This is a genomic window from Leifsonia sp. KNZ12-8B (genome assembly GCF_056755495.1).
Genome location: NZ_JBPGXM010000083.1, coordinates 1 through 17,729 on the forward strand (window position 1 = coordinate 1; position 17,729 = coordinate 17,729).

The following is a 17,729-nucleotide window of genomic DNA, read 5'->3' on the forward strand; positions in this document are numbered from 1 at the left end:
GGCCTGCTCCGCTCAGCCGTGCGCCTGCCGTGTCGTCGCGCGCACCGCGAGCGACCACGGCTCCTCGACCCCATCGGCCTGCGCCGAACCGCTGAGCTGGCCGAGAGCGAGCAGGGCGCATCGGGTGCCCTGCTCCTCGAGCGACTGGTGCACGCTGGTGAGACCGTGCTGCTCCGCCTCCGCGGAGTCGTCCCACCCGCTGACCGCCACGTCTGCCGGCGCCGTCAGTCCGCGATCCGCCAGCACGTCGAGCACGCCGAGGGCCAGCTGGTCGCTCATGGCGACCACCGCGTCCGGTCGCACCTCGCGGTCGAACAACTCCTCGATCAGCGGGCGGGCGTCCTGCCGGTGGTTGCGGCTGACCACCGCGACCGGCACGGTCTCCCAGGCGTGCCCGAGTCGCTCGCAGGCTGCCCGGAACCCCTGGAGGCGCTGGCGCGCGCCCGGGAAGCGGATGCCGTCGAGCGCGGGGCCGAGCACGATGATCGGATCCTGGTCGTCGTCGAGGGCGAAGCTCACGACCGCGGGCGCCGCGGCGCCGGCGAAGGTCACCTCGGCGATCGCCTCCGCTGCCGCGCGGTCGTCGATGGTGACGACGTGCACGCGCTCCCTCACCTGCAAGTCCGGGTCGCGCAGCGAGTCCGGCTGGGCGCCCTGGATGGCGACCGGCTTGCCCGCCGCGATCAGCGCCTCCAGCAGCGGCCCCTCCGAGACGCCGGTCCACCAGATGAACGCGTCGGCGCTCGACTGGTGGATGCGGTCGCCGTCGGCCTCGTCACCGCTGACCGGGAGGAGGGTGAGGCTCTGCTGGAACTCGACGCAGACGGCGGCCACCCCCGCAAGGAACCGGCTCGACTGGGGATCGTCGAAGGCGTAGGCCAGTCCCTCCCCCACGACGACGGCGACGCTGTGGCTCTTGCCCTGCCGCAGCGACCGAGCCGACGGGTTGGGGCCCTGGTAGCCGAGCTTCTGCGCGGAGGCGGTCACCCGCTCCCGCGTCTTGGGAGAGACGCGGTGCGGGCTGCTGTAGGTGTACGAGACCGTCATGACCGAGACACCCGCATCGCGCGCGACGTCCGCCATGGTCACCTTCGGCCGGCTCGCCCTCATCGCCACCCGTCCAGACTAGTCGGCCATGCCTGCACGGCGACGGGGGGGGCCCGGGGGGCCCGCCCCCCCCGCCCCCCCCCCCGGGAGGGGCCCCCCCGGCCCCCCGGGGGGGCGGGCCCGCCCCCCCCCCCCCGGGCGCCCCCCCCCCCCCCCCCCCCCCCCCCCCGCCGGGTCATGCGCGCCGGCGGCGCCGCGTGGCGAAGGCGACGGCCCCGACCGCGAGGAGCGCCGCGGCCAGCAGGCCCAGCGGCCACACCGCGCCGCTCCCGGTGCTGGCGAGCACGCCGGCGCCCGGACCTGTCGCCGCAGGATCGCTCGCGCCTCCGGCACCGCGGCAGAGGTTGCCGTCCCATCGCCGTAGCCGGCGAGGGAGGCCGTCACACGCACCGAGATGGCATGCCCGGCATCGGCGGAGGTCGGCGTGTAGGTCGAGCCCGTCGCGGCGGCGGCCGGCTGAGCGACCGTGGCGGCGAGGGCAGCGGCGCTCCCCGCGGCGACCGCGGCGGGCAGCTCGATCGGCTGACCGTCGCGGAGCCACTGGTAGGCGAAGCTCGCGCCCGCGGCCGACCACGTCCCGGGCTCGGCCGTGAGAGTGCTGCCCACGACCGGCTTGCCCGAGATGCTCGGTGCCTTCGTCGCACTGAGCACGGGGTGGCCCAGCGTGATCGTCACCTTCGTGGCGCCCTTCGGCAGCGACACGGTGCCCGCGGCCGCGTCGACCTTCGCGCCCTTGACGTTCACCGAGGCGATGTTGCCCTTCAGCGCCATGAGCTGCACGCTGATGGCGGGCACCTTGTCGAGGTCGCCGCTGAACGAGAGCGTGACCGTGTTCTTCTTCGCCTCCAGCGAGTAGCCGATGCGGCCTCCGTCGCTGACCGGGAAGTCGTCGAGCGCGACCTTCTTGCCGTCGGCCACCCAGTCCGTCGGCACACCGCGGCCGACGATCAGCGAACCGTCGGAGGCCAGCGACACCAGGGAGTCGAAGAGCACCTTGGTGTTCATGGCCTGGCCCCACATGTGCTGGTCCGAGCCGCCGCCGCCCGACGCGTGGGCGATGTCCCAGGGCGAGCCGTCGCTGGGGTAGGCGACACCCTCCCACCAGCCGAAGGGCCCGCTCTGCGAGTGGTCGATCATGAACTCGTACGCTCTGATGCCGATGTCGCGGTACTGCTCGCCCCGCAGCGCGGCCCCGCCGTACCCGGCGTTGTACGCGCTCGAGTAGAACCCGTGCGGGTAGCCGCCGAAGTTGTAGGGGGAGTCGGAGACGTCCTTGCGCCGGTCGATGCCGTACGCATAGGTCTGATCGATGTCGGTGAGCATCGAGCCGGACTGCGGCATGCCGTAGAGATAGCTGTCCCAGGCCCAGCCGCCGAACAGGAACATCGAGGCCCAGTTCGCGTCGCGCGGGTCGCTGCGCGGGCCCGTCTCGTTCGGCTCGTCCATCGCCATCGGGATGTAGTCGAGTCCGTACTGCGCCCGCGTCGCGTCGAGCTTCGCGTTCGCCGCTGCCATCAGGCTGGCGTACTCGGCCTTCGCCCAGGCGGCCTCGGCCGGTTCGCCGAGCTTCTCGGCCAGGTACGCGTAGGTCGAGAGGCCGTAGAGCGCCGACCAGTTGTCGACCGTCCAGTGCCCGTCGGAGTCGATGGCGTTGGTGATCTTGATGATGCCGGCGCCGCCGTCCTCCCGATCGCTCGAGATGGTGTGCGTGTTCGTCTTGATCACATCGAAGTGGTCGCGGACGAAGCCATCGTCACCCGTGCGCTGCAGGTAGATGGCGTACGGAACGCTGTACTTCCACTTCGCGTCCTGGTACTGCAGCTGGGCCGGCAGCGTGGCGAGGTAGTCCTTCGCGTAGGTGAAGTCGCCCAGGTTCAGCAGGTTCGAGACGATGCCGATGGTGTCGTGATCGAACATCTCGTCGTAGCCGTTCTCGCCGACATGGAGCTGCTTCTGGCCGTTCACGTCGTCGCGGATGAGCAGCGTGTAGATGTAACCGGCCTTGTAGGCGTCGATCAGCCGCTCGTCCGGCAGCGCGGTGATGTCGGCGATCGCCGAGAGGCGGTCGTTCCAGTAGTCCCGCATGTGGTCGTAGTGCTCGTCGTACGAGCCGAGCGCCTTCAGCTGCGCATCGGTGGGCCAGCTGTAGGTGTTGCCGAACCGGTCGGCGCCGATCGCGTAGTCGCGCACGACGGTGGCGCCCGCCGCGATCGTCGTCTCGGCCGCGGCGGCGTTGAGCGGTACGAGCGCGCTGGAGACGCGCGGCAGCGTCGCCTCGGCGCCGGTCGTGTTCTTGGTGGTCATGCGCGAGTACGCCACCTCGAAGCGGTTGCCGCCGACGGTCACCTCGTCGGAGAAGCTCTTGACGGTGAACTCGAGGCCGCCCTTCGCGTACGTGCTGATGAAGGCGGGAAGGTAGCCCTCCGCGTTGCGCCACCCGATCTTCCCCGGGATGTCGGGCACGCCGAACGTCACGATCGTGTTGCCGTGGTCGCGCAGGCGGTAGCTGCCGTCGATGAAGGCGATCGGAGCATCCTTATCGCCCTCCCAGCCGAACGACGCGGTCAGGCCGGGGTTGGTCTGGTAGGTGTACTGGGCGCTGCTGGAGCTCGCGGTCGCCGCGGCCAGTGCCGCCTGCAGCAGCGACACCTCGCGCTGGATGTCGAGGGCGGAGGCCCCGGCGTCGGCGAGCAGGGCCTTCGCGACCTCCACCTCGCGGGCGAGCTGGTCGGCCATGGCGGGATCCGCACCGGACACGTCCGCGGCGTCGGCCTGCTGCACGAGCGCGGTGAGCGCCGCGTGGAAGTCCTGCTCGGCAAGCGTCACACCGGCGAGGGTGACGTTGCCGTTCCCGTTCGCCTCGGTCGTGTTCGTCAGCTGTGCGCTGATCTTCGCGGAGGAGCCGGCCGGGAGCGAGACGGTGTAGAGGTAACTGACCGCCGCGCCCCCCGCGGTCAGGCTGCCGTCGGTCAGCACCGGGGTGCTCGCGCCGTCGAGGGTCACCGTCAGCTGGGCACTCGCCTGCCAGGCGCCGGCGACGAAGCGGAGCGTCCGGGGGCTGTCGCCGGCGGCGACGGTGAGGTCCCAGCCCCAGGGCCGGCTGAAGTCGCCGCTGCGGGCGAGGAACACGCCGCCCGTGCGGGTGCCGGGCTGCTGGACGACCGTGGTGCCGTTGGTCCAGGAGTAGCTCGCGGGGTTGTCCCCCTGCTGGTTGATCGGCCCGGAGGCGTCGCGGTTGGCGACCCCGAGCGAGCCGTCGCCGTCGGCGGAGCGCTCGACGGTCGAGCCGTCGAGGTGCAGCCAGTCGAGCGTGCCCTCGGCCGTGAGGTCCATCGTGGAGGGCACCGGCGCGGTCGCGAGCTGCGGCCCGCTCTCGAGCGAGCGCAGCGCCGCGCCCATGAACGACACGTTGCCGTCGCGGCCGTGCACGGCGCGCAGCGTCGCCGAGATGACCGCGCCCTGACCGGGGCGCATCGTCACGGTGGTCTTCCTGACCGCGGCCGACCCTCCTGCCGACAGCTGCGTGCTGGAGACCGCGGAGCCGTCGAGCGAGGTCACGCTGAACTGCGCGTCCGCCTGCCAGATGCCGCTCACCAGGACGACCTGGCGCACGGACTCGGCGGCCGGCACGGTGAGCCGGTAACCGGCGTCGTAACCCGTGGTGTCACCGACCGTGCTGAGGTCGTAGCGGTACACCGCACCCGTGGTGACGCCCGACGCGGAGGCCTGCCCCGCGCCGTCCGACCAGCTGAACGCGATCGGGCTGTCGGTGAGGGTGGCGAGCGGGGTCGCCGGGTGGAGGTTCGTGAGCTCCAGCGGGTCGGAGGCCGACGCCTTCGTCTCGGTTCCGCTGCCGTCGGCGTGCACCCAGCCGAGGGTGCCGAGCGCCGTCAGGTCGATCGACCCGGCCGCTCCTGCGCCGCCGGGGAGCGCCTCGCTGCCGACGAGCACGGGTGCGGGAGCCGGTCCCGCCGCCGTCGCGGACAGGACCGGCGTCGTCACCGACGCCAGCAGCGCTGTCAGCGCGATGGCCGCGGTCGCGCGGCCCCTTCGAATGGTTCGAGTCATCGCTGGCCTTCCACACCGTTGTCAGAAGATGCGGGCGCCGTGCGCCACGCGTCGACTGAGAACGTACTGCGTTTGTACCGATAAAATCAAGGGCGGGTTTTATCGATACGATCGGCCGTCTCGCAGGCTACGCCAGCGCCCGGAACAGCCGGTTGCCGATCACCGCGAGCACGAAGCCGGTGGCGACGATCGCCGCCACGCCTCCCGCGTACGCGATGAACAGGTGCTCGGCGCCCGACTGCGCCGAGAAGTAGGTCACGAACAGCGACACCACCGCGCCGACCGTGCACACCGCCGCGATCCACAGGAGCGTCCAGAGCTTGGCCCCGACGGGAGGGTCGGCCGGCCGCAGTCGCAGGGCGGCGAGCACCAGGCCCGCGACGCAGGCCCAGAACGCGACGACCAGCATGCCCGCGATCACGTCGCTGGGCCGGTGCCACTGCTCCACCAGGGTGGAGGCTCCCGCCGCGATCGTGAAGACCGCGCCGACCACCGCGGCGAGCGGCCGGAACCGCGGCGACGCGACGAGGAAGACGACCAGCGCCGCCGACGCCGCCACCGCCGTGTGACCGGACGGGAGGGAGTTCGCGAGCCCGACATCCACCCCCTTCGCCGGGCGGGACAGGATGGCGTACTTCAGCAGCTGCGTGCTGACGTTCGCCGCCACCGCCGCACCGACCGCGATCGCGAAGATCAGCCAGTTGCGGCGCACCAGCACGACGACGATGGCGACCACGGCGCCGGCGACCACCGAGGCCACCGGCAGGAGGTCGAGGAACGTGTTGGCCAGGTCGATCAGGTCGCCCTTCCAGGCGTCCGCCCCGGCGAAGGCGCGCTCGTCGATCACCTGGCCCATGTAGCTGCGTACGAAGACGATGTAGACGACCGTGAATGCGGCCGCCGTTCCGAGCGCGCCCCAGAGGAACGGCAGGGCTCGGAGCGCGGGTCGCATAGTCAACAACCCTTCCACACGGTCCTCGGAAATGTCCGCACGACCGCTCTGCGTTCCGGGTCGCCCGCGTGTCATTCCGTGAAGCGGACCCCGGGTGCCGTGGCCGCGAACCGCTCCCGCATGACGCCGACGGCGTCCGGGTTGCTGTCGACGAGCAGGAAGCGGCGGCCGAGCGCCTCCGCCACCGCGCCGGTCGTGCCGCTGCCGGCGAAGAAGTCGAGCACCCAATCGCCCTCGGCGCTCGACGCCTGCACGATGCGGCGGAGCACGCCCTCCGGCTTCTGCGTCGGGTACCCGGTCTTCTCCCGGCCGGTCGGCGACACGATGGTGTGCCACCAGACGTCGGTCGGCAGCTTGCCGAGCTCGGCCTTCTCGGGCGTCACCAGGCCGGGCGCCATGTACGGCTCGCGGTCGACCGCGGAGGAGTCGAAGTAGTAGGAGGAGGGGTCCTTCACGTACACGAGGATCGTGTCGTGCTTGGCCGGCCAGCGGTTCTTGGTCTTCGCGCCGTAGTCGTAGGCCCAGATGATCTCGTTGAGGAACGACTCCCGCCCGAACAGCGCGTCGAGCAGCACCTTCGCGTAGTGCGCCTCACGGTAGTCGAGGTGGAGGTACAGCGTGCCGTCGTCGGCGAGCACCCGCCAGGCCTCGATGAGCCGCGGCTCCAGGAACTCCCAGTAGTCGTCGAACCGGTCGTCGTAGCGGAGCAGGTCGCCCTTGATGCGCTCGTAGCTGCGGCCGCCGAACCCGATCACGCTGCCCGCGCCGCCCTCGGTCCGGACGGACGTGGTGCTGCGCCGGGTCTGGGTGCGCCCGGTGTTGAAGGGAGGGTCGAGGTAGATCAGCCGGAACGCGCGGTCGGGCAGCCCGGCCAGCACCTCCAGGTTGTCGCCGAGGACGACCGTGCTGGGTGCGCCCGGATGCCATCGCGGCGCAGGCGTGTCCGGGAGGGCTTCGAGCATGCGTCCATTCTCGCCTACGACCCGCCCGCAGCCGGGATACGCTGGCGCCATGAGCCTGACGGTGGAGAACCAGCCACAGCAGTCCCGGTACGCCCTCCTCAAGGACGGCGAGGTGATCGGGGTCGCCGAGTACGACCTCCGCGACGACGCGATCGTCTTCACGCACACCGAGGTCGACCCCGAGAAGCGCGAGAGGGGGATGGCGTCACACCTCGTGGAGACCGCTCTCGACGACGTCCGCGACAACACCCGGCTGCGCGTCGTGGCCTCCTGCCCCTACGTGCGGAGCTGGCTCAGCGAGCACCCCGACTACGCCGGTCTGCAACGGCGGTAGCCCGCCCCTCCTCGCTGGGGGCGCGGCCCTCTGCGCGCTGCCCGCGGCCGGCGGGGCCGACGTCGATCGTGATCCGGCCGCCCTCCCAGCCGCCGTCGCCGCGGTCGCCCGGAAGCGGTGCGGGAGCCGGTAGCAGCGCCTGGCGGTCGAGCTCCTGCTGGGCCTCGTGCCTGGTCGGCGCGAAGACCTCGTCGAACGAGCCGCCGATGGCGCCGCTCATGGTGCTGGAGCCGCGGCGGGCCTTGTTGGAGAGGTCGATCCAGCCCAGGCGCACGCCGACGACGATCACCGCGACGATCGCGCCGACCGCGACCAGGACCCACCAATTCACCGATCCAGGGTACCGGAGGGGTGCCGGACGGCCGGTGGACGCACAGGAAGCACCAAGGGAGCACCGGTCGCCGGATGCGGGATCACGTCGACCGGGTGCGCGTACACCGCGCTGACACGGTCGGCCGTGAGCACCTCCCCCGGGGTCCCGTCCGCAGCGACCCGGCCGCGGTCCAGCAGCACGATCCGGTCGGCGTAGGCGGCGGCCAGGTCGAGGTCGTGCAGCACCGCCAGCACCGCGCCGCCCGCCCGGGCGAGCCCGGTCGCGAGCGCGAGCACCTGCTCCTGATGGCCGAGGTCGAGGGCGTCGGTCGGCTCGTCGAGCAGCACGACCGGGCAGCGCTGCGCGAGCACGCGGGCGAGCGAGACGCGGGCGAGCTCGCCGCCGCTCAGGGTCGTGACGTCGCGATCGGCGAGGTGGGAGGTGCCGGTCGCCGCGAGCGCGTCGGCCACGATCGCCTCGTCGTCGTCGCTCTGCGGGGTGCGCGCCCAGGGCATCCGCCCCAGGGCCACCACCTCCCGCACCGGGTACGAGAACGAGACGCCCTTCTGCTGCAGCAGCACCGCGCGCAGGCGGCCGAGCTCGGCCGGGCGGAGGCGGTGCGCCTCCCGGCCGTCGATGAGTGCGGCCCCCTCGCCGGGGGCGATGTCGCCGGCGAGCACGCCGAGCGCGGTGGACTTGCCCGCGCCGTTGGGCCCGATGAGCGCGACCAGCTCGCCCGGCCGCACGGCGAGGTCGACGCCGTGGAGGATGCTGCGGGCGCCGACCGTGACGCTCACCCCTCGCAGCTCGGCGCCGACGCCGGCGGCCGCCGCGGTCACGCGCGCTCCCCCGTCGCGATCGTCCGGCGCAGCAGCACGAAGAACACCGGCCCGCCGACGAGGGCGGTGAACATCCCGATCGGGAGGTCGGCGTACGGCACCGCGGTGCGCGCGACGACGTCCGCCACGGCGATCAGCAGTGCGCCGCCGAGCGCGCTCGCGGGCAGCAGCGCCGCGTGCGCCGGTCCGATGAGCAGCCGCAGCAGGTGCGGGACGATCAGCCCGACGAACGCGATGATCCCCGCGAACGAGACGGCCGCGGCGGTCAGGAGGGCGACGAGCATGATGGCCAGGAGGCGCACCCGCTCGACCGGCACGCCGAGGTGCCGGGCGCTCCGGTCGCCGAGCGCGAGCGCATCCATCGGCCGGGCCAGGAGGGACGCGCCGACCACGCCGACGACGAGCAGCGGCAGGGTGACGGCGACCGCGGACCAGCCGGCGCCGTTCAGCGACCCGAGCTGCCAGAACATGATCTGCTCCCGGCTCGCGGTGTCGGCGAGGAAGACGAGGAGCGCGATGAGCGCGTTGGCGATCGCGTTCACCGCGACGCCGGTCAGCACCAGCATGAGCACCCGGGTGCGGCCCTGCGCGCGCGACAGCACGTAGACGAGGAGGGTCGTCACGATGCCCATGACGAAGGCCGCCGCGGGCACGGTGGCCGCGCCGAACGTCTGGAGGCCGAACACGATCGCGGCGCACGCGCCGACCGCCGCGCCCGCCGACACGCCGACGACCGCCGGTTCGGCCAGCGGGTTGGCGAAGACCCCCTGCATGAGCGCGCCCGCGACGCCGAGCGCCGCGCCGACCGTGAGGCCGAGGACGATCCGCGGGAAGCGCACGTTCCAGAGCGCGCCGTCGGCATAGAGGTCCCCCGCTGCCGTCGGCGCCAGGCCGAGGCGGCGACCGATCGAGGCGAGGATCTCGGCCGGACTCAGCGCGAACTGTCCGACGGCAGCAGAGAGGAGGGCGACCGCGACGATGAGCACGGCGAGCGTCCCGATGACCGCGACCCGGCGGCCGCGGGCACGGGTGACGGCCGCTGCAGCGGGCGACCGCCGTGCGCGCGGAGCCGTCTCCGCCGCGGACGCCATCAGTGCGCGCCTCCCGGCCGGTACAGGGCGTCCGCCAGCGAGCGCAGCACCGCGGGGGTGGACGGTCCGAACGACAGCAGCTGCCCGTCGGCCATGTCCACGATCCGGCGATGCTGCCCGGCGATCGTGTCGGCGACGCCCGGACGCTCGAGGAGCCCGTCCACGCCTCCCGTCGACGCGAGTCCGTCGGTCATCACGAGGAACGCGTCGGGATTCGTCGCGAGAAGCGCCTCGCTGTTGGCGGGCTTGGCGCCCGTGATGCCGGCCTCGGTGGCGACGTCGACGGCGCCGACGCCCGCGATGAGATCGCCGGCGCCCATCCCCTTCCCGAACAGGAAGAAGACGCCGGCGCGCCCGCGGACGTAGAGGAAGGCCACCCGCAGCCGCTGGGCGTCGGAGGCGGGAGCGAGCGCGGCGATGTCGACCTTCGCCTCGGCGAGCTCCTTCTCCGTGCGGGCGGCGAGCCGTTCACCGGTCGCGTCGAGGCCGACCGCGTGGGCGACGGCCTCGATCTGGTCGCCGATGGTCGCCATGCTCCGCTTCGGATCGAAGAAGACGACCGGCACGCCGGACGCGCGCAGCTGGTCCTGCACCTCGCGCGGCCCCAGCGTCGTATCGGTCAGCACGAGCGTCGGCCGCAGCGCGAGGATCGCCTCGCCGTTGAGCTCGTGCCCGTTCTGCGTGACGAGCGGTAGGTCCTTCATCACGTCGAGGGTGTTGGAGGCGCCGCGCCCGACGAGCGCGTCGCCCAGCCCGAGCCCGACCACCGTCTCGGCGAGCGTCCCGTAGATGTCGAGCGCCAGGATGCGGCTGGTGTCGGCGACCGTGACGGAGGCGCCGGTCGCGTCGGTCACCGTGACCGGGAGCGCCGGCTCGGGATGCTCGTCAATCGGCTCGATCTCGGCGATGGAGGCCGCGGTCGTCGGCCCGGTGATCGTGCGCGGGTCGGGCAGCGGGTCGCCCGCGGCGGGCGTCGACGCGGTTGCGCGCGTCGTTCCGCTCGGGGCGGCGGGCGCATTCGTGGCGCAGCCCGCCAGCACGGCGGCGAGCGCCGCGATGGCCGTCAGGGTGAGAAGCCGGCGCGAACGCCGGTGGGCGGCGCCGGTGCCGGCGCCGCCCACGAGGGTCCGATCGTCGCGGTTCACCGGGCCTCCGTGGCCGGCTGCGCGGTGCGGCGCCGGACGGCCACCACGGCGGCCACGCCGACCAGGAGGAGCAGCCCGCCGAGCAGCGGCCAGCCGCCGGGGCCGGTGGAGCCGGTCGACGCGAGGCCGGAGGTGGTCGTGCTGTCGCACTCCACGTCGCCGCCGAGCGGCAGCCGGAGCGCGATCGGGTCGAGGGCGGTGCCCGCGCTGTAGAAGCCGGCGAACGCCTTCGCGCCGTCCGCGGTCAGCGTGGCCGACGCTCCCTCCGCGCTGTATGCGGACCCGGTCGTGCCGCCGTCGAGCGCGATGCTCGCGAAAGCGACGCTGGAGTAGTCGGCCGGGGTCCCGGCCATGTCGGTCGAGTGCACGTCGGCGATCAGCGTCGCCGAGCCGGGGCTCGTGATGCGGACCGCGATGTTCGAGAGCGTCAGGTTCAGCACGCCCTCGTGGCCGGTGAACGACACGCTGCCGGGGAACCGCACCAGGCCGCGCGTCTCGGACGGGTTGAAGCTGCCGTCGCCGCCACTCCACGTGAAGGCGCCGCCGTCGTAGCCGACGCCCGCCAGACTCCACGAGCCGTTCGCGATGCCGCCGCTGATGTAGGTGCGGAAGCTCGACTTCACACCCCAGGCGAGGCTCGCGCCGCTGACCGAGCGCGCCACGCAGACCGGGGCAGGCTGCTCGTCGCGGGAGGCCTGCGGGATCGGCTGGGCGACGACCGCGGCGGGCTGCACGGCCTGCTCCACCACCGGGGCGGCGGACGGCGCGAAGGCCGTGGGATCGTCGGGCGTGAACGCGGCGGTGAACGAGTGGGTGCCGGAGGAGAGCCCGGTGAGGCGCGCGGTGACGGAGGACGAGCCTCCCGCGGCCAGGGCCTTCGCCGTGCCGGCGGTGCTCAGCGCGGCGGTGGTGAGCGCGGACGCGTCCGGCTGCAGTCGCAGGCCGCTCGCGACGACCGCGCCGCGGTCGTACAGCGTGACGGTCCCGTCGGCCGCAGGCGTGACCGTCACGGTGACGTCGAGCGCGTCCTCCGCTCCGGCGACCGGGCGCACGTCGATCGAGAGCGCGGTCTTCGTGGCGCCGTCGACGGGAGGCTGCGGGGCGGCCGCGTAGGTCAGCGCGGTCACCGAGTCCTGCGACCGGTCGGCGAGACCCTGGCCGTGCGCCTTGGAGGTGTAGATCGCGTACGCGGGCACGGCGGCGGTGGGCGCCGGGATGGTCAGGGTCACCGAAAAGGTGCCGTCGGCCTTCAGCGGAGCCGTGCGCTGCTCCCCGGCCGGGACCTCCGCATTGCCGGGGCCGATCCAGATCGTGTTGCCGGCGGTCAGCTGCCCGGAGCCGGCGTAGAAGCCGGAGTGGCCGGCCGGTCCGACGCCGAGGTAGATGCCGGGCGCTGCGCTCGAGAAGCCGCGGCCGGTGACGGTGACGGCGCCGCCGTTCGCGGGCACCTCGGGTGCGGTGACGACCGGGCCGGTCGGCTGCGGGGCCGTCGTCACGGTGACGGGCACGCCCGAGGAGGTGGAGGCGGTGTAGGCGGTCGCGTCCGCCGGCGTGAAGACCGCGGTGAGGGTGTGCGATCCGACCGCGAGGGAGCTGACGGCGACTGTGGCGACGCCCGCGGCGACCGGGGCGGAGCTCAGCTTCGTCGAGCCGTCGAAGAACGCGATGGTACCGGCGGCGGCCGGGGTGACGGTGGCGGTCAGGGTGACCTTGGCGCCCTGCTTCACGCCGGCCGCGCTCGCGGCCAGGCTCGTGGTGGTCGCGATCGGCTGCGGCGCGGCCACGGCGAACGCGATCGGCGTGTAGGTGTCCTGGCTGCGGTCGGTCGAGCCGTGCGCGGCGAAGGTGTAGACCCCGCACTCCTCGGCGGCGCAGTCGACCTGACGCCCGTTGGAGGTGAACACCTGCGTGAGGTTCGCGAGCGCGATCGAAATCGTGCCGTCGGCGTTGATCTTCGCTCCGTAGGTGCCCGCGACGGTGGCCCACTTCACGCCCTGGTAGTAGGACGCCTTCACGTACCAGTCGGCGTTGTCCTTCGCGGACTTCGGGCCGACGCCGATGTAGAAGCCGGGGCCCGCGGTCGCGAAGCCGGAACCGGCGACGGTCACGGTCCCAGCCGCGGGGTCGATCCCGGTCGCGGGAGAGACGGTGACGGTCGGCGTCGCCGGCTGCTGGGGTGCTGCGGCCACCTCGATGGTGACGGCCGCAGCGGTCGACGGCGCGTGGGCGGCCGGGTCGGCGGGGGCGAAGGAGGCGGTGATCGCGTGCGTGCCGACGGCGAGCGTGCTCGTCGTGAGGGTCGCGACGGCGCCGACGATGTCCGCCGTGCCGAGCGCCCCGGCGCCAGCGGAGAAGGTGACCGTACCGGCCGCCGCGGGGCTGACGGTGGCGGTCAGGGTGACGGCCTCGCCCTCCCTCACCGTTGCGGGGTTGCCGGCGAGTGTCAGCTGCGTCGCCGCGGGCTCGACGGCCGGGGCCTGGAACGCGATGGGCGTGTAGGTGTCCTGGGTGCGGTCGGCGGAGCCGTGCGCGGCGAAGGTGTAGACGCCGCACTCCTCGGTGGAGCAGTCGACCTGGCGGCCGTTGGAGGTGAAGACCTGCGTGATGCCGGTGAGCGCCTGGCTGAAGGAGCCGTCCGCGCCGATCGTCGAGACCCACTTGACGCCCTGGTAGTAGCCGGCGTTGGTGAACCAGTCGGCGTTGTCCTTGGCCGCCTTGGGTCCGACGCCGACGTAGACGCCGAAGACGCCGCCGCCGGTCGGGGTGAATCCGGTGCCGCCGACGGTCACCGCGGCTCCCGCCGGGTCGAGGCCGGTGGCCGGCGTGACGGTCGTCGCCGGGCCTGCGGCGACGGCGGCGGTCGGGACGGCCGCGATGCCGGCGGCGGCGAGCAGTCCGGCCAGCGCGACGGCGAGCAGACGGCGGGCGGATCGGGTCCGGGTCATGACGCTCCAAGAAGTTAGGTAAGGCTTAACTAACTAAGCCTCGCCTAACCTAACAGACCCCTCATCCTCCTCCGCAACCCCGCGACCCCGCGCTCGTTGCGTGGCCCAGCGCAAACGACAAACCGCCGAGTACGCAGAATCTCTGCGTACTCGGCGGTTTTCGGGCGATTTTCTGAGTACTGGGGAGTTACGGGACGCGGTAGAGCCAGGCGTCCGTCGCGAACTTCTCCTCGACCAGGCGCTCGGCGGCCTCGTACTCGGCCGGCGTGATGTCGCCGTCGGTCGCGCCGTACAGGGTGCGGAAGGTCAGCTTCATCTGCTCGATGATCTCGGCGCGGCTGAGGCCCGTCTGGCTGCGCAGCGGGTCGACGCGCTTGGCGGCGGAGGTGATGCCCTTGTCGCTGATCTTCTCGCGGCCGATACGCAGCACCTCCGTCATCTTCTGGCCGTCGATGTCGTAGCTCATGGTGACGTGGTGCAGCACGGCGCCGGAGCCCAGCCGCTTCTGCGCAGCGCCGCCGATCTTGCCGCTCGGGCTCGCGATGTCGTTGAGCGGCTGGTAGACCGCGTCGATGCCGAGCGACTTCAGCGCGATGATCGCCCACTCGTCGAGGTAGGCGTAGCTGTCCGCGAAGCTCATGCCCTGCACGAGGTCGGCGGGCGCATAGATGGAGTAGGTGACGACCGAGCCGGCCTCCATGAACATCGCGCCGCCGCCGGTGATGCGGCGCACCACCTGCACGCCGTACTTCTCGGCGTTCTCAGGGTCGACCTCGTTCTTGACCGACTGGAAGCTGCCGATCACGACGGCCGGCTCCTCCCACTCCCAGATGCGGAGGGTCGGGCCGCGCCTCCCCTCGCCCACCTCGGTGGTGAGCACCTCGTCGAGCGCCAGGTGCAGCTGCGGCGAGACGGCCTTCGCGTGCACGATCTGCCAGTCGTAGTCGCGCCAGCTGGTCGCCTTGGCCAGCGCGCGGCGGATCGCGACGGCGACGGCCTCTGGCGAGAAGCCGAGCAGGATCGCGCCGTCGGGCAGGGCCTCCTTGACCGCGGCGGCGATCGTCTTCGAGTCCGACTCGGCCGGGAGGCCGTTCACCGCGCGGTCGATGGCCTCCAGTGCCGAGTCCGGCTCGAGGAAGAAGTCGCCGGCGAGGCGGAACTGCGCGATGCGCCCCTCCTCGACCTCCAGATCGACGACGACGAGCTTGCCCCCCGGAACCTTGTACTCACCATGCATGCCTCCACCCTAAGTCCGCCCGGCGGGCAACGGTCGAGTACGCCGATTCTCCGCGTACTCGACCGTTTTCGACCGAATTCGGCGTACTCGGCGGTTACGTGCGCGCGGGGATGCGGGCCGTCAGCCAGGCGGTCAGGTCGGCGAAGACCTCCTCGCGGTTCGTCTCGTTGTAGACCTCGTGGCGCGCGCCGGGATAGACGATGGTCGTCACATCCGTCAGCCCCGACCGCTCGCGGTACGCCCGCTCGAGCCGCCGCGCCGACAGCTCACCGCCCAGCGGGTCGTCGCCGCCGACCTGGATGAGCAGCGGGAGGTCGCGGGCCAGGCTCCGCGCCGGCCGGCCGATCAGCCGCGCGGCGTCCAGCATCCCGAACAGCTTCTGCAGCGGCACGAGCGTCGTCAGCGGGTCGTCGATGAACGCCTGGGCCACCGCCGGGTCCCGGCTCAGCCACTCGGCCCCGGTGGTGCCGAGGTGCGCGTGCCGCTTGTTGAGGTCTCCGCTGTTCATCGAGCCGACCATCCGGTACGCCGTGCCGGAGAACACCGCGGCGTCGTACTCGTCGCTGTACCGGTTGACGATCAGCTGCCCCATCAGCGAGCCCCAGGAGTGACCGACGAAGACGAGGGGGAGGTCCGGGTTCTCTTCGCGGATCAGCCTTCCGAACCGGTGGAGGTCGTCCACCGCCGCGCGCAGCCCGCCCGGCCCCAGCCGCCCGAGCTGCGCCGCGTCGCCGCGCCACTGCTCCATGCCGGTGCGTCCGTGCCCGCGATGGTCGTCGGCGTACACGGTGAACCCGTTGGCGACGAGGTGCTCGGCGAGCGGGCGGTAGCGGCCCGCGTGCTCCCCCACGCCGTGCGCCAGTTGGACCGCGGCGCGCGGCTGCTCGGCCGGATAGTGGTCGAACAGGATCCGGAGGCCGTCATCGGCGGAGAACTCGCGCACGGGGTCATTCTGGCGTACGTTCGCGGCAGCCAGGGGAATCTTTAGCACTGCTAATTTGTTAGGCTAACTATATGGCACCGCGAACCACCTCTCCCGATCTCAGCAGCGCGCTGCGGATCGCCGTGGCGCGCCTGTCCCGCCGGCTCCGCGCCGAGAAGGAGGACGACGAGCTCAGCGACACGCAGACCTCGACGCTCGCCTTCCTCGTCCGCGAGGGCTCCGGCACCATCGGCGCCCTGAGCGACCACGAGCGGGTCAAGCCGCCGTCGATGAACCGCACCGTCAACCACCTCGAGCAGGCGGGCTACGTGCGCCGCACGGCCGACGCCGTCGACGGCCGCAAGGTCGTCGTCGTGCCCACCGACGCCGGCCACGCGCTGGTGTCAGAGACCCGCCGCCGCCGCGACGCCTGGCTGCACCAGCGCCTCCGCACACTCACCGCCGAGCAGCGGGCGACGCTCGCCGAGGCCGCAACGATCATGCGGGAGCTCGCCGACTCGTGAGTGCCATGTTCCGTTCCCTGGCGGGGGTCAACTACCGCATCTGGGCGGCCGGGGCGCTCGTCTCCAACGTCGGCACGTGGATGCAGCGCACGGCGCAGGACTGGATCGTCCTGACCCAGCTGACCGACAACAACGCCGCGGCCGTCGGCTTCGTGATGGCGCTGCAGTTCGGGCCGCAGCTGCTGCTCCTCCCCGTCACCGGCTGGGCGGCCGACCGGCTCGACCGGCGCAAGCTGCTGATGGCGACGCAGGGCGCGATGGGGCTGCTCGGGCTCGGGCTCGGCCTCCTCACCGTCACGGGCGTCGTGCAGCTCTGGCACGTGTACGTGTTCGCGCTGCTGCTGGGCGCGGTGGCCGCCTTCGACGCGCCTGCCAGGCAGACGTTCGTCTCGGAGCTGGTGGCCGGGCCGAACCTGTCGAACGCCGTCGCGCTGAACTCCGCCTCCTTCAACGCCGCGCGCCTCCTCGGCCCCGCGGTCGCGGGCCTGCTCACCGCGGCCGTCGGCGCGGGCTGGGTGTTCCTCATCAACGCCCTGACATTCGCGGCGGTGCTGATCTCGCTCATGACCCTGCGGAAGGACAAGCTGTACCGCAGCGAGCGCGCGACGCGCAGCCGCGGCAGCCTGGTCGACGGGTTCCGGTACGTGCGGGGCCGGCCGGACATCGTCGTCATCCTGGTCATGGTGTTCCTGATCGGGACGTTCGGACTCAACTTCCCGATCTTCATCTCGACCATGTCGGTCAGCGTGTTCCACCAGGGCGCGGGCGAGTACGGCGTCCTGTCGTCGATCATGGCGATCGGCTCGGTGGTCGGCGCGCTGCTGTCTGCCCGGCGGGAGCGGCCGCGGGTCGCCCTGCTCTTCGCCGGAGCGGCCTTCTTCGGCGCGGGATGCGCGCTGGCCGCGGTGATGCCGACGTTCTGGCTGTTCGCGATCGCACTGATCGCGATCGGCGTCTCGTCGCAGACGCTGATGACGACCGCGAACGGGACCGTGCAGATGACCACCGACCCGGTGCTCCGCGGCCGCGTCATGGCGATCTACATGGCGATCTTCATGGGAGGCACGCCGGTCGGCGCCCCGATCGTCGGCTGGGTGGCCGACACCTTCGGCCCGCGCTGGGCGTTGGGCGTCGGAGCGGCGAGCGGCTTCGCCGCGGCGCTGGTCGGCGTCTTCTACCTCGTGAAGTACCGCGGCCTCCGCGTCCGCTTCAGCGGCATGGTGCCGCGCGTCGAGCTGACGCCGCGCGAGGCCGCCCGCGAGGAGCTGGAACTGTCTCTTATACACATCT

Annotated in this window: 14 protein-coding genes; 3 read left to right on the plus strand and 11 right to left on the minus strand. The window is 72.5% G+C overall.

Going from position 1 to position 17,729, the window contains the following annotated elements:
• Positions 1–12: 12 nt before the first annotated feature.
• From ACR9ZG_RS12520 to ACR9ZG_RS12535, 4 genes are all read right to left on the minus strand, one after another.
• Positions 13–1,110 carry a LacI family DNA-binding transcriptional regulator gene (locus ACR9ZG_RS12520; protein WP_481285187.1) on the minus strand — a complete coding sequence of 366 codons (1,098 nt, stop codon included), beginning with the start codon at positions 1,108–1,110 and terminating at the stop codon, positions 13–15.
• Positions 1,111–1,125: 15 nt separating this feature from the next.
• Positions 1,126–5,175, minus strand: a complete 4,050-nt coding sequence (locus ACR9ZG_RS12525; protein ID WP_481285174.1) for a hypothetical protein — start codon at positions 5,173–5,175, stop codon at positions 1,126–1,128.
• 127 nt (positions 5,176–5,302) lie between these two features.
• Positions 5,303–6,127: a phosphatase PAP2 family protein gene (locus ACR9ZG_RS12530; RefSeq protein WP_481285175.1), complete on the minus strand. Its 825-nt coding sequence runs from the start codon at positions 6,125–6,127 to the stop codon at positions 5,303–5,305.
• 71 nt (positions 6,128–6,198) lie between these two features.
• Positions 6,199–7,089 carry a DNA-methyltransferase gene (locus tag ACR9ZG_RS12535; RefSeq protein WP_481285176.1) on the minus strand — a complete coding sequence of 297 codons (891 nt, stop codon included), beginning with the start codon at positions 7,087–7,089 and terminating at the stop codon, positions 6,199–6,201.
• A 49-nt stretch (positions 7,090–7,138) separates the two neighbouring features.
• Between ACR9ZG_RS12535 and ACR9ZG_RS12540 the strand changes: the two genes are divergently transcribed.
• The gene (locus tag ACR9ZG_RS12540) at positions 7,139–7,423 is read left to right on the plus strand and encodes a GNAT family N-acetyltransferase (RefSeq protein ID WP_481285177.1); all 285 of its coding nucleotides are present in this window, start codon (positions 7,139–7,141) and stop codon (positions 7,421–7,423) included.
• On the opposite strand, the gene ACR9ZG_RS12545 is transcribed toward ACR9ZG_RS12540, so the two are convergent.
• The 7 genes from ACR9ZG_RS12545 to ACR9ZG_RS12575 form a co-directional block, all read right to left on the minus strand.
• Complete coding sequence (locus tag ACR9ZG_RS12545) at positions 7,383–7,754, minus strand: hypothetical protein (RefSeq protein WP_481285178.1); 372 nt, start codon at positions 7,752–7,754, stop codon at positions 7,383–7,385. The genes ACR9ZG_RS12540 and ACR9ZG_RS12545 overlap by 41 nt on opposite strands.
• Positions 7,751–8,575: a heme ABC transporter ATP-binding protein gene (locus ACR9ZG_RS12550; RefSeq protein ID WP_481285179.1), complete on the minus strand. Its 825-nt coding sequence runs from the start codon at positions 8,573–8,575 to the stop codon at positions 7,751–7,753. The genes ACR9ZG_RS12545 and ACR9ZG_RS12550 overlap by 4 nt, the downstream gene beginning before the upstream one ends.
• Positions 8,572–9,666 (minus strand): FecCD family ABC transporter permease, encoded by a 1,095-nt coding sequence (locus ACR9ZG_RS12555; protein WP_481285180.1) that lies wholly within the window; start codon positions 9,664–9,666, stop codon positions 8,572–8,574. Before ACR9ZG_RS12555 ends, ACR9ZG_RS12550 begins: the two co-directional genes overlap by 4 nt.
• A complete protein-coding gene (locus ACR9ZG_RS12560; protein WP_481285181.1) occupies positions 9,666–10,811 on the minus strand; it encodes a heme/hemin ABC transporter substrate-binding protein in 1,146 nt (381 codons plus the stop codon). The genes ACR9ZG_RS12555 and ACR9ZG_RS12560 overlap by 1 nt, the downstream gene beginning before the upstream one ends.
• Complete coding sequence (locus tag ACR9ZG_RS12565) at positions 10,808–13,756, minus strand: HtaA domain-containing protein (RefSeq protein WP_481285182.1); 2,949 nt, start codon at positions 13,754–13,756, stop codon at positions 10,808–10,810. Before ACR9ZG_RS12565 ends, ACR9ZG_RS12560 begins: the two co-directional genes overlap by 4 nt.
• A 187-nt stretch (positions 13,757–13,943) precedes the next feature.
• Positions 13,944–14,993, minus strand: a complete 1,050-nt coding sequence (gene lplAB / locus ACR9ZG_RS12570; protein WP_481285183.1) for a lipoate-protein ligase LplAB — start codon at positions 14,991–14,993, stop codon at positions 13,944–13,946.
• Between the two features lie 94 nt (positions 14,994–15,087).
• The gene (locus ACR9ZG_RS12575; protein WP_481285184.1) at positions 15,088–15,936 is read right to left on the minus strand and encodes an alpha/beta fold hydrolase; all 849 of its coding nucleotides are present in this window, start codon (positions 15,934–15,936) and stop codon (positions 15,088–15,090) included.
• A 71-nt stretch (positions 15,937–16,007) separates the two neighbouring features.
• Between ACR9ZG_RS12575 and ACR9ZG_RS12580 the strand changes: the two genes are divergently transcribed.
• Together ACR9ZG_RS12580 and ACR9ZG_RS12585 are read left to right on the plus strand one after the other, a co-directional pair.
• Entirely contained in the window at positions 16,008–16,439 is a 432-nt protein-coding gene (locus ACR9ZG_RS12580; protein ID WP_481285185.1) for a MarR family winged helix-turn-helix transcriptional regulator, read from the plus strand.
• A 5-nt stretch (positions 16,440–16,444) separates the two neighbouring features.
• Positions 16,445–17,729: MFS transporter (locus tag ACR9ZG_RS12585; protein ID WP_481285186.1), on the plus strand; the 1,285-nt coding region annotated here is incomplete at its 3' end.

Bases quoted from the DNA above. Each gene is read 5' to 3' on its own strand.
- ACR9ZG_RS12525 (WP_481285174.1), bottom strand. From the start codon at position 5,175: ATGACTCGAACCATTCGAAGGGGCCGCGCGACCGCGGCCATCGCGCTG.
- ACR9ZG_RS12530 (WP_481285175.1), bottom strand. From the start codon at position 6,127: ATGCGACCCGCGCTCCGAGCCCTGCCGTTCCTCTGGGGCGCGCTCGGA.
- ACR9ZG_RS12535 (WP_481285176.1), bottom strand. From the start codon at position 7,089: ATGCTCGAAGCCCTCCCGGACACGCCTGCGCCGCGATGGCATCCGGGC.
- ACR9ZG_RS12555 (WP_481285180.1), bottom strand. From the start codon at position 9,666: ATGGCGTCCGCGGCGGAGACGGCTCCGCGCGCACGGCGGTCGCCCGCT.
- ACR9ZG_RS12520 (WP_481285187.1), bottom strand. From the start codon at position 1,110: ATGAGGGCGAGCCGGCCGAAGGTGACCATGGCGGACGTCGCGCGCGAT.
- lplAB (WP_481285183.1), bottom strand. From the start codon at position 14,993: ATGCATGGTGAGTACAAGGTTCCGGGGGGCAAGCTCGTCGTCGTCGAT.
- ACR9ZG_RS12580 (WP_481285185.1), top strand. From the start codon at position 16,008: ATGGCACCGCGAACCACCTCTCCCGATCTCAGCAGCGCGCTGCGGATC.
- ACR9ZG_RS12565 (WP_481285182.1), bottom strand. From the start codon at position 13,756: ATGACCCGGACCCGATCCGCCCGCCGTCTGCTCGCCGTCGCGCTGGCC.
- ACR9ZG_RS12540 (WP_481285177.1), top strand. From the start codon at position 7,139: ATGAGCCTGACGGTGGAGAACCAGCCACAGCAGTCCCGGTACGCCCTC.